The sequence below is a fragment of the Mycolicibacterium gilvum genome, assembly GCF_900454025.1.
In the GTDB taxonomy this organism is placed as follows: Bacteria; Actinomycetota; Actinomycetes; order Mycobacteriales; family Mycobacteriaceae; genus Mycobacterium; species Mycobacterium gilvum.
Map to the genome: position 1 here is coordinate 1 of NZ_UGQM01000008.1, position 11340 is coordinate 11340.

Genomic DNA, 11340 nt, shown 5'->3' on the forward strand with positions numbered 1-11340 from the left:
GGCGCTCCCACAAGTCGGCTCCCAGGATCAGGGTGGCACTCACCGCCCCGATCGCCATCACCGCCAGCAGGACCAGGCGCACCGGCCCGTAGGCCATGGCCAGTACCCATAGGTCCGAGGCCACCAATGTCAGCATGCCGGTGGCCGCTGCCACGACCATCGCCCGGGAGAGCCGGGCCACGAAGGCCCAAGGCTGGTTGGCGCGGATCATGCCCAGCAGCAACCGCACGTTGCCGCTCAGCACTCGGGCCGTGAACTGCACGACGTTGTCGTCCGGGCGTTCGTCGAGATCGGTGGACAGCTGGTGGGCTCTTCGAGCAAGATCCCGCTGGGCGTTGAGGTCTTCGGCGTCGTAGCCCAGGAGCTGCCCGACCACGTGCACGGTGGTCTCTTGCACCTTCTGCCGCACGTGCACGGCTCCCAGGGTTGGGACGGAGACCAGTCCTACCCCGTGCACGGGGCTGAGCTGGGTGAGCACCGGACGTCGGCCGGTCTTCAGGGGGATCTCGGTGAGCACCACGGCCAAATCCCAGTTCTCCTCCAGCACGCGGTTTCGGGCCGCCTCCAGCAGGTCCAAGGTCTCGGTGGGTGGATCGACCAGCCGGTCTTCGGCCATCTTCAGTTGCCAGCGCACTCCCGGATACCGCTGCACCAAAATCTTGCGCACCGAGGTGGTGACCTCGGGGCCGAGCATCGCACTCAGGGATGGTGAGACCACCAGGCCGATGAGCAGCTCGGCATCGGAAAGGGGTTCGGCAGGATCGGCGGTGGATCGGCAACGCTTAGCAGTCACCGCTCCATGGTGAGGCAACCACGGGCCGATTGCCACTGGCTCGATGGAGCCCCAAGGTTTCGTGCAGCACCGCGGGCCGGATTCGGTGGTCGCCTCGATCCCGGAGAGAGCGGTGCTGCTCACTGCGAAATCCTCTCCCCGCCGACGCCGCCAGCGCGAAGACATCACAGCCAGCGGGCCCGGGACCTGCCGGTGTCGAGGACGGCTTCTCGATGATGCTGCAGTGACGGATCGGTTGAAGTGCTTCGGCGGTGTGGGAGCAGTGATCAGCGTGGGGCCGGTCGATTCCGTTCGGACAGGTGATGCATCGACTGCCCAGCGGCAGGTGCGGTACTGATGCGGGGGTACCCGGTGCAGGGGTGTCAAGGCCCAGCTCCGAAGACGGCAAGCCGGGCACGTGAAAGGCGAATTATGGCCCGCCGCAACCCGAGCGGGAAGGCATGTGTGGCACGAGGCGCCGAAGACGGGCCGGGCGTTTACTGCAGAGATAAATGGCTCTCCGCATTTGAGCGGGGCGTGTGCTGATTTCATGCTGCTGGTCTCTGCCCTCGGGTGAGGGCGATGTGGACCATGATGCGCCTTCGGTAGTTGTCCATGTTGGTGAAGCCGCATCCGACACGCTTGGTTTGCTTGATGATCCGGTTGAAGCCCTCGGTGCGGGCGTTGGTCACGTCCTCGGTGAGCGCGACGAGCACCGCTGGCCACCAGGTGTCGATCGTGGTCGCCAGGCGGCTGGTTTCCTCCATGTCGGCGCGGGCGGCGGCGTCGTAGAAGTCGTACAGCCTGCGCCGGATCTGGTGCGGCTGGTGTTCGGCCAGCAGCAGGCGCAGGCGTTCCTTGACGGCATGCGCGGCGGCGATCTCGTTGGTCGGATCCTCGGCGGCGAGGGCGGCGTTGAACCGGGCCTTTTGCTTCACGGTGAGGTGCTCGTAGCCGGTGAGCAGCAGTTGCCGGCTGGCCCAGACTTTGTCGGTGGCGGTGCCGCGGCGGCCGTGCAGTTGCCGGGTGATCCGTTGACGGACCTGGGTGACCATGAGGTTGGCGAGGGCGACGAGATGCCACTTGTCGACTGCGATCCGCGCGTCCGGCAGGGCGGTGCGGATCCCGCCCGCGTACGGCGCGGACGGGTCGATCACGACCAGGTCGATGCCGGCCCGGAACGCGGGTGTCTGCAGCGCGAGCCAGTCGATCACGCACGCCCCGGAGCGTCCCGGGGTCAGCCCGAGAAGGTGCCCGGGCAGGGTGGGGTCGGCGTTGACGAACGAGGTCATCCACGGGTTCGACCGTGTCCAGCCGGCCTCTTCGAGCACCCAGCGCACCGACCGGGCGCGGGTCTCGTCGATGCCGAGCACGCGGGTGGATTCCGGCTCGGGCAGCCACTGGTTGGCCAGTGCGATGAGCGCCCGGTGCGCGGTCGACCACGCCACCTGGTACTCGCTAGCGACCTCGCTGACGGCGCGGTTGCCCGACGCGATCGCCGAACCGATCTTCTCTCGTAGCCGGGTCGTGAGCCGCGACCGTGCCGGCACAGCGCGGGACTGCTGCGTGAATGTCGCTGTCCCACAGGCCGGTTCGCGGCACACCAAGCGCCGTTTGAGCCACCACAGATCGGTTCTTTGGCCGGAGGCAGGCAAGTCCTTGACTCGAACCAGTGGCCGCTCCTTGATCCTTGAGGTGAGCACCCCGCACTCGGGGCAGGCGCCCTCCGGGTCGATGACCTCGATGACGACACGCACCGTGTCGGCATCGATTCGTTCGAGCTGCAGGACGGTGAACTCGTCCTCCAGCCCGAGCAGCACTGACGTACCCTCGTTCATGCTCGTGGCCTCGCTGTTGTCGCGTTGTGAGAGACCAACAGCATGTCGGGGCCACGAGCCCCATCAACTACCGGGCACCCCGCTCAAGCGCGAAGAGCCACTTTGGGGCTGCGCCCGTGGAGCAGGGATTTGGGGTTTCGTCGGCCTGTCAGGCCAGGTGACTGCATCGGGCTTGGGACTGACAGGACCATGTCGATCATGGCGTCGGGGTGCGAAGGTTCTCATACAGACGGTCGCGTCGGTAACGGGCTGGTACGGCCCCGAAGGGGACACACCACCGGGATTGATTGACGTACGCATCGATCCCGCAAGGACGCCTCCTCTAGCGGAGTGCTCCGCCGTAACCGGCACTGAAGTTATTGAGTGGAGACGGAGGCGCTGAGCTGATGCACCCATCGTCGACCGTACGGCCCGGGGTTTGGATACCGCGGCTGCTCGCCGTCACGTTCATCTTTCTTGCCGCATGCAGCAGCTCTACCAACTCCGGCTCGACCAGCACCACCGCAGCACCCACCAACTCCACTGCCCCAGCAACGGCAGCCGGCGCGGATCTACCGGCACTGGTCCGACAGGTCGAGCCCTCGGTGGTCACGGTGCTCACCGAGGGGGGCGTGGGCAGCGGCATTGTCTATAAAGCCGACGGCATTATCGTCACCAATGCGCATGTGGTCGCCGGCGTGCAGGACGTCACCGTAGCCCTCGCCGACGGGCAGCAGGTGCCGGCAAAGGTTCGTGGCGCCGATGAGGTTTCCGACCTCGCCGTCATCCAAGCCGACCGTACGGGACTGCCCGCTGCGACATTTCAGAAACCGCTGCCCCAGGTCGGTGAACTCGCCGTAGTCATGGGCAGCCCGCTGGGATTCGAGGCCACGGTCACATCCGGCATCATCTCGGGACTACACCGCCAGATCCCCGGGTCGGCTTCCACCGGCGCACCGCTGGTAGACCTAATCCAGACCGACGCCGCCATCTCGCCGGGTAACTCTGGCGGCGCGGTGATCGATGCGCAAGGAGAAGTTGTAGGTATGAGCGTGGCCTACATTCCGCCGACGGCGGGTGCGGTAGCCCTAGGTTTCGCCATCCCGGCCGCGACCGTCGTCGACGTCGCCGACCAGCTGCTGGCCACCGGGACCGCCCGCCACGCGTATATCGGTATTCAGCCCGCCACCCTGACCCCAGAAATTGCCCGGCTGCTGGGAATCAACCGCACCAGTGGTGTGGTCGCCATGCAGGTCGCGACGCGAAGTCCGGCAGCGGAGGCAGGCATCCAACCCGGCGACATCGTCATCGCATTCAACGGTCAGGAAACCGCGACGGCGGAAGAGCTTATAGCGGCACTTCGCGGCACCAAACCGGGCGACCGCGTCCAGTTGACCGTGCAACGCGGAGCCAAGACCGAACAGATCACGGTCACAGTGGCGGAGCGCCCCGCCACCTAGAGCCGATCTTCGGTGCCCATCTGACTGATGTCTTTCGACGACCGGTACACACGCTGCGAACGACTCAGTCCCCGATGTCACCGCTAGCTAGCGCCCGGTCCGCCTCCGCCGTCATCAGACACGCCGCTGCACGCGGATCACTCGACGCCGTCGACCATACCGACACCGCGCGGAATGTCTGAACAACAGTGCAGGGGTGGATTAGTGGGCACGAACCGGCTCTCAACCAGGTCACGAAGAACGCCCGACCCGGCGCGCACCGCAGAGAAAGCTGCGCACGGTGCTGTGCGGCCGGGCCGGTAAGCCGGTCGACGATGAGACGCTGGAGGAGGTGGCACGGCTGCGTGAGGCGTTGCGCGGTGACCTGGGTGAGCCGCTGTGCGGGCACCTCACCTGCCGAGCGGTGGACGCTCTGCACGCCAGAGTCGTTGCGCTGCTGGATAATCCGGTGATGACGACACCGGACCGGCGGCGGCCGATCTCGTGGCCCTCGTTCTGACGCTTACGTGTCGCTGTCTGCTGCGACGATCTCAAAGAGTTCCGTCAGCTCGGCGTCGGCGAGCGCGGTCCCGACAGGGTGTCCGTGCACCCCGACGAGGCAGAACGAGATATCGGATTCGCCGGCTTGCGTCGCCGCCGATACCAAGGCATCGATTCCCTCGGCGTCGATGCGGTTCACCCCGGTCAGATCGAGCGCCAATAGTGCCGGCGATCGGTTCAATTCATTGGCCACGACCCGGCGCATCGTCGCGGTTGCTCCGCGGAGCAGCTCACCGCTGACGTATATGACGCTCTTGTTGGTTGGGGATCGCTTCACGTCGACGGTGACGGAGCAGGTTTGTGCTTGCCGTCCTTCCGCCTGATTGTTCAATTCACCCTCCAAGTGCGCATTCTTATGGCGTTAGCGGAATCCATTGACGGCAATGGGATTAGCCACTGGGGCCCGATGTGCATGGCGTTAATGGTGGGAAGGCGGGCTCGGCGCCACACCGGCCCGGCGGATCGAAAAACACCGTTGAGGGTAGGCACGCCGGAACAGCATGTGGGCGCGGCAAGAGTGCTGCTCCGTTGCTTCTTCCGAAGTGCGTTCCCTAGTGCGTATTGACCTGTTAGGCCGAACCGGCCTGGCCAGATTGCACCTGCGGGTCCGGTTCGGTGTCAGCGGCAAACTGCCAGCCTTGGGTGCTGGAAGTCAGTCTGGATCTATGGACCAGGAGGTAACGCGTGACCCATCCGTCGGGTATTCCGGTGTTCGAACGGTTCTTCCGCTCGGTCGCAAGTATCAAGATCGACAAGAACGACGTACGTCGCTTCCGCGAATTCGTCGACGAGCAGATCGATGACATTGCCATTGCCGGGCGCAACTCGGCCAAGTGGAACGGGCGTGACGTGATCGTGGCGCAGGACCTTCCGATCACCAAGGGCATTCAGGAACGAATGCGCGAGTTCGACAAGCTCGAGGAGGCCGAGGAGATCCGCGAGCTGCTGCGCCAGGTGGTGCGGCAACCACCTGGGGAGGTTACGTTCGGCGAGGACACCGAGCAGCTGCTGCCAGAGCTGTTCGGCGGGTTGAGCATCGCGCTGGCTCGTTCGTTTCGCGTAGTGGACCCAACGGTGTCCAACCCGTCGACTGAGCACTGGAACCGGGTGTTCACGCTATTCCGGATGGTGTTCTGATGCCGACGGTCCCCACCGATCGTGACTGACCCCAGCGTGTGAAATCGCGGGCCTGAAATCGTCCCGACAGTGCGAGGCGCCCGGCCATTTCGACCGGGCAGTCTTTGACTACAACCGCTGATGAATTAGAAGGGGAGCTGACATGACTCTGTCCGTGAAAGGTTCTGCTGGTCAGGCGCAGTGGCGCCCGTTTCGCGAGTTCGAGAATCTCTATGCGGAGATGGATCGGCTGGCGCAGTCGGTATTCGGAGGCCTCACCGGTGAGGGTGCCTGGTTGCCGGCGGCCGACGTCGTAGAGACCGACAGCGCTTATGTCATCGAAGTCGAACTTCCGGGTGTGCGACGCGAGGACGTCGACGTCGAGCTGAACGGCGACGAGTTGGTGGTAACCGGCGAGGTGAAGGAGCGCAAGCGCGAGGGTCTGTTCCGCCGCCGGACCCGACGAGTCGGTGAGTTCGAGTTTCGCGTCACGCTGCCGGGCTACCGTCGGGACGGCGACATCGAGGCGTCGATGGCGCATGGCGTGCTGACCGTTCATGTACCCAAAGCGGAAAGCGCCAAGTCAAGCAAGATCACGGTGCGTGAGTCGGGCAACGGCTCACCCTAGAGGCCGTTGCGGCGGATCCCCGCCCAGTCATCGGGGTTCAGGAATCGCCACGCCCGCGTCGCGGCGTGCAGGTTGAACCGGGTATCGACCTTGCGGAGGTCGTGGCCGGTGAGTTCAGCGATGCGCGCCAGCCGGTAGCGCAGCGTGCTGCGATGAATGTGCAGCGCGGCCGCGGATTCGTCATAATTCCCACCGCACTCCAGGTAATCGCTCAGGGTCATCACCAGTTCGGAGTTCTTGCTGTCGTCGTAATCCAAGAGTGTGCCCAGCCATTCGCGCACGAAACTTTCGACCTCGCCGTGGCCATGGGCGGCGTCGATGAGGCGATAGAAACCGAGTTCGTCGAACGCCGCGGCGCCTTCCGGACTGACTGAGCGCAGCCGGATGTTCATGGCGCGACGCGCTTCGATGAAGGATTGCGGAAAATCGTTGGGCACCGCGCATCGAGAGCCGATACCGATCACGCTGGTGGTCCTGCCAAGGATTTCACTGATCGCGTGGTACAACGCCCGCGGGTCCGGGCGGCCGTCGGTGAGCAGAACAACCAGATCCGCATGACGCCCGAGCAGATAGTTCAGATCCAACGCGGTCGCGGCCCGCCCGGCGGCAACTGGCAGCGTGCTCTCGGTGCGACCGGTACTTTGCATCACCACCACATGGTGGGGCCGTCGTAGGTCATGGCCCAGGGCGTCGGCACGAGCGTAGGCCCCGTCCCGGTCGGTGCCGGCCAACAGATCGTCGACAAGATCGCGGCTCAGATTGAGTTCGATTTCAGCGACGGCTCGCTGGTGGGAAAGCTCCAACGCCAAAACGGTGCTGCCGTAGCGCAGGGCGAACAAGTTGTCCTCGGTCACCCTGACGTCCGGGTCGTTCAACGCGAGGACACCGAGGATCTCGGCCCGTGGCTGGACAAGTGTGAGTACTCGCCCTCCGATTCGTGCCTGACCGGTCTGTGCGGCCAGCTCGTGCAGCAGGAGTTCGCGCGCGTCCGCAGATTGTTTGGGGTAGGGCTTCGGTTGCCCGGGTCCGGCCCAGCAGCGCAGGTTGCCGAACCGATCCTCGATACCCACCGAATGTCCAGTCAGGTCATACAGCGCATCCGCAATACCCTGCTCGCCCATACCCGCGGCCACCGCCGTGCTCAATGTTTCGTGCACGTTCGTCTGCCGCTGCAGCCGCGACACCGTTGTGACAAGTTCACGGTTCGCTACCTCCAGATCGGCGTTCGCCCTTTCCAGCTTCGCCGCGCTACCGGAGTCGCGGTCATGCATTGCGGCATGTGCCAGGGCGGCGCCGGTCAGCTGGGCCAGGATGGTCAGCAACTGGATCTGATTTTTCGACGGTGCACTGGCGGCACTGACCACCAAACACCCGTTGACGGTGCTTCGGTGACTCAGCGGGAACGCCCACCCCCACCGGCCCGTCTTTTGCGTCGACCTGGCCGTCCCAGCCGGACTCGCGGTGCCGTTCGATGTCGCGGTGTGCCGGCTGGGAAGGTGGAAAGCGAACGAATCCGCCGTTCACCGACCGGTAACTGGCCTCGACTTGGCAGGATGCGAGGCCGCCGACGGCGGCCGTGGCGACGCGGAAGATCTCGCCGGCGTCGGAGTCACTGAAAGTGACACGCGACAGCGCGGCCAAACCCCCCGACGAAGCCCGTTCGGCCTGGGTGCCCTTTGCCGGGCTGTGCGATTCATCGTTCATGTTGGAGCGGCCAGGCACGGCTGCCTCCTCTCGAGCCACCGTGGCCGGAGGGGTCCGCTAAGGCGCCACGGGGGAACAGCATACCCGAAGTTGGCGTTCCGAACCGCCTTTCCGGGCCCGCAAGTGCCCACCCGGCGTCCGAAACGCAACCCTACTCCAGGGTGGTGCTGACAGGACGAATCAGAGTCCAGATTTTCGGCTCACCGGGAGCACGCGACAGCCGCTGCGGGTTGCCAGACTCCTTGTTTGGGAGCGAAATACGACGCGCGTTACAGCGCGTGCGCTGCTTTCCGCCGTTGTCGGCGCTTCCGTGAAACGACCTTCGCAACTTAGGAGACGCCATGACTGTGATCCGTATTCCCGGCAGGCGTAGGAGGAGTGATGGCTGAGCATTCGACGGTTTCAACGTCGGCGGTGCGGCCCAACGAGCCCGCCCGCCAGGTGATCGCCACCTTCGACAATTACGCCGACGCCGAACGCGCGGTCGACTACCTGTCCGACCAACGATTCGAGGTGAACCGGTTGGCAATCGTGGGCCGCGATCTCGAGTACGTCGAGCAGATCCTGGGCCGGTTGAACTACGGCGGAGCCGCGCTACGCGGTGCCGGTTCTGGCGCACTCGTCGGCACGCTGATCGGCTGGATCTTCGGGCTGTTCAGCTGGATCGAACCCATCATCTCGGCGCTGATGCTGGCCGGTTACGGCCTGATCTTCGGCGCTGTCTTCGGCGGCCTGATGGGACTGCTGCTTCACGCGCTACAGGGTGGCCGCCGCGACTTCCGCTCCGTCAGCGCACAGGTGCCTCGTCACTACGACCTCGTCGCCGACGTCGAAGTGGCCGACCGGGCATTGCAACTGCTCACCAGCAACAACCGGAAGGAATAGACCATGGCCGTAGCGGTAGGCATCGACCTGGGGACAACCAACTCGGTGATCGCCGCCTGGCAGGGCGGGGAGCCGATAGTGATCCCGAACGCCGAAGGCGCGCGTACGACGCCGTCGGTGGTGGCATTCACCGAAAGCGGCGAGCGCTTGGTGGGGCAGCTGGCCAGACGCCAGTCGATCATGAATCCGAAGGGAACCATCTCTTCGGCGAAGCGCTTCATCGGCCGCCGCTACGACGAGATATCGGAAGAAGCCAAGGCGGTCAGCTTCGACGTCGTCGAGGGCGAAGGGGGCGCCGCCCGGTTCGACGTGCGCGGCAAGCTGTACTCCCCTGAGGAGATCAGCGCACTGGTGCTGCGCAAACTCGTCGACGATGCCGGCAAGTTCCTCGGTGAACGGGTCAAGGAGGCCGTGATCACCGTCCCGGCGTATTTCAACGACGCCCAACGCAACGCCACCAAGGATGCCGGCCGAATCGCCGGCCTGGAGGTGTTGCGCATCATCAACGAGCCCACTGCCGCTGCTCTGGCCTACGGGCTGGACAAGAAGGGGCACGAGACGGTACTCGTCTTCGACCTCGGCGGCGGCACATTCGATGTCAGCCTGCTTGACGTGGGTGACGGTGTGGTCGAGGTTCGCTCCACAGCAGGTGATTCGCATCTGGGTGGTGATGACTTCGACCGCCGGCTCGTCGACTACCTGGCCGACGAGTTCCAGCGCGAGAACAACATCGATCTGCGGAAAGATCCGCAGGCGTTGCAGCGACTGTTCGAGGCGGCGGAGAAGGCGAAGGTGGAACTGTCGTCGGTGACACAGACGCAGGTCAACCTGCCGTTTGTCACTGCCGACGCCAACGGCCCCAAACACCTCACCATGACCATCAATCGGTCGAAGTTCGAGGAACTCACCCACGATCTGGTGGAGCGCTGCATGGGCCCGGTCAAGCAGGCGATGGACGACGCCAAAATGACGGCCAACGACATCGACGAGGTCATCCTGGTCGGCGGGTCGACCCGCATCCCCGCCGTGCAGGCCCTGGTGCGCCGGCTCACCGGCGGCAAGGACCCGAACATGACCGTCAACCCCGACGAGGTGGTCGCAATGGGTGCCGCGATCCAGGCGGGTGTGCTCAAGGGCGAGGTCTCCGACGTCTTGCTGCTCGATGTCACCCCACTGTCGCTGGGTGTGGAGACCGCCGGCGGCGTGATGACCAAGATCATCGAGCGCAACACCACCATCCCGGCCCGGCGCAGCGAGGTGTTTTCAACCGCCGCAGACAACCAGCCGGCCGTGGATATCGTTGTGCTGCAAGGCGAACGCGAGATGGCCAAGGACAATCGCGTACTCGGCAGGTTCAAGCTGGAGAACATCCGACCGGCCCCGCGCGGTGAGCCACAGATCGAGGTCACCTTCGACATCGATGCCAATGGCATCCTGCATGTCACCGCGCGCGACAAGGATACCGGCGCCGAGCAGGGCATCACCATCAGCGAACAGTCGAACCTCGATAAGAGCGAGGTGGAACGGATGCTCGCCGAGGCCGAGGCCAACCGCCGCGAGGACGAGCAACTGCGCAAGGCCGTCGAAGCGCGTAACGAACTCGACTCGGCGGCGTACCAGGTGGAGCGCCGGCTCGCCGAACTGGGCGACTCGGCGGCGCCGCACGACCGGGCACGCGCCGAAATGCTGATCGCCGACGCGCGCCAGGCCGTCAAGGAAGAGACCCCGCTGGACCGGGTGCAATCGCTGACATCCGAACTGCAGCAGGTGCTTTACGGGCTGCAACCCACGCCGTCCGGTGGCGGCAACGGGCAACCATCCGGCGACGGCCGGGGCTCTCCCGTCGGTGACGACGACGTGGTCGACGCCGAGTTCGACCGGGGCTGAGCCGCCATGGTCAGTTCGACAGAACATTCCAAAACCGACGAAAATGACGACCGGGTAGACCAAAATCCGCCAGAAGCGGTTGCCTCCCAACCCGATTCGGACGCCGAGCTGGCCAAGCTCGAGGACCGCTGGCGACGCGCGGTCGCCGATCTGGACAACCTGCGCAAGCGGTATGCCCGCGAGCTGGACCGCGAACGAACAACGGAACGGTCCAGGGTGGCCGGCGCGTGGCTGCCCGTCGTGGACAACCTGGAGCGGGCGATCAGTCATGCTGGTGACCAGTCCGACGCGGTCGTCGAGGGCGTGCGGAGCATTCTCGAGCAAGCGCTACAGGTTCTCGAGCAGCTCGGCTATCGGCGCGATGCGGAGGCAGGGGTGCCCTTTGACCCGGAGCGTCACGAGGTGGTCGGTGTGGTGGACCATCCGGACAGCGCGCCCGGGACGGTTGTCGAAGTACTTCGACCGGGCTACGGGCAAGGATCGAGGCAACTGCGGCCGGCGGCCGTGGTGGTCAGCCGACGCGGGGAGTGA

Annotated in this window: 9 protein-coding genes and 2 pseudogenes; 7 read left to right on the forward strand and 4 right to left on the reverse strand. The window is 65.1% G+C overall.

Annotated elements, in window-relative coordinates; translation table 11 throughout:
* Together DYE23_RS29945 and DYE23_RS29955 are read right to left on the reverse strand one after the other, a co-directional pair.
* Window positions 1–793: pseudogene (locus DYE23_RS29945) on the reverse strand (hypothetical protein); the annotation flags it as partial.
* A 527-nt stretch (window positions 794–1320) separates the two neighbouring features.
* Entirely contained in the window at window positions 1321–2610 is a 1290-nt protein-coding gene (locus tag DYE23_RS29955; protein ID WP_115329290.1) for an ISL3 family transposase, read from the reverse strand.
* A gap of 386 nt (window positions 2611–2996) precedes the next feature.
* Between DYE23_RS29955 and DYE23_RS29960 the strand changes: the two genes are divergently transcribed.
* Window positions 2997–4049 carry a S1C family serine protease gene (locus DYE23_RS29960; RefSeq protein WP_115329291.1) on the forward strand — a complete coding sequence of 351 codons (1053 nt, stop codon included), beginning with the start codon at window positions 2997–2999 and terminating at the stop codon, window positions 4047–4049.
* A gap of 268 nt (window positions 4050–4317) precedes the next feature.
* Window positions 4318–4548: pseudogene (locus tag DYE23_RS29965) on the forward strand (SCO1664 family protein); the annotation flags it as partial.
* Between the two features lie 3 nt (window positions 4549–4551).
* Here DYE23_RS29965 and DYE23_RS29970 read toward each other — a convergent pair.
* Window positions 4552–4932 carry an STAS domain-containing protein gene (locus tag DYE23_RS29970; protein ID WP_235660700.1) on the reverse strand — a complete coding sequence of 127 codons (381 nt, stop codon included), beginning with the start codon at window positions 4930–4932 and terminating at the stop codon, window positions 4552–4554.
* 341 nt (window positions 4933–5273) lie between these two features.
* Here DYE23_RS29970 and DYE23_RS29975 point away from each other — a divergent pair, with 341 nt between their 5' ends.
* Both DYE23_RS29975 and DYE23_RS29980 read left to right on the forward strand, forming a co-directional pair.
* Window positions 5274–5726, forward strand: coding sequence for a DUF1931 family protein (locus DYE23_RS29975; protein WP_115329292.1), 453 nt, complete (start codon window positions 5274–5276; stop codon window positions 5724–5726).
* Window positions 5727–5868: 142 nt separating this feature from the next.
* Window positions 5869–6333 carry an Hsp20/alpha crystallin family protein gene (locus tag DYE23_RS29980; protein ID WP_115329293.1) on the forward strand — a complete coding sequence of 155 codons (465 nt, stop codon included), beginning with the start codon at window positions 5869–5871 and terminating at the stop codon, window positions 6331–6333.
* Here DYE23_RS29980 and DYE23_RS29985 read toward each other — a convergent pair.
* A complete protein-coding gene (locus DYE23_RS29985; RefSeq protein WP_115329294.1) occupies window positions 6330–7697 on the reverse strand; it encodes a PucR family transcriptional regulator in 1368 nt (455 codons plus the stop codon). The genes DYE23_RS29980 and DYE23_RS29985 overlap by 4 nt on opposite strands.
* Before the next feature lie 721 nt (window positions 7698–8418).
* Between DYE23_RS29985 and DYE23_RS29990 the strand changes: the two genes are divergently transcribed.
* Genes DYE23_RS29990 through DYE23_RS30000 form a run of 3 tightly spaced genes read left to right on the forward strand, consistent with a single transcriptional unit; the run spans window position 8419 to window position 11340 of the window.
* Complete coding sequence (locus tag DYE23_RS29990; protein WP_115329295.1) at window positions 8419–8922, forward strand: YflT domain-containing protein; 504 nt, start codon at window positions 8419–8421, stop codon at window positions 8920–8922.
* Window positions 8923–8925: 3 nt separating this feature from the next.
* The gene (gene dnaK / locus DYE23_RS29995) at window positions 8926–10809 is read left to right on the forward strand and encodes a molecular chaperone DnaK (protein WP_115329296.1); all 1884 of its coding nucleotides are present in this window, start codon (window positions 8926–8928) and stop codon (window positions 10807–10809) included.
* Between the two features lie 6 nt (window positions 10810–10815).
* Complete coding sequence (locus DYE23_RS30000) at window positions 10816–11340, forward strand: nucleotide exchange factor GrpE (RefSeq protein WP_115329297.1); 525 nt, start codon at window positions 10816–10818, stop codon at window positions 11338–11340.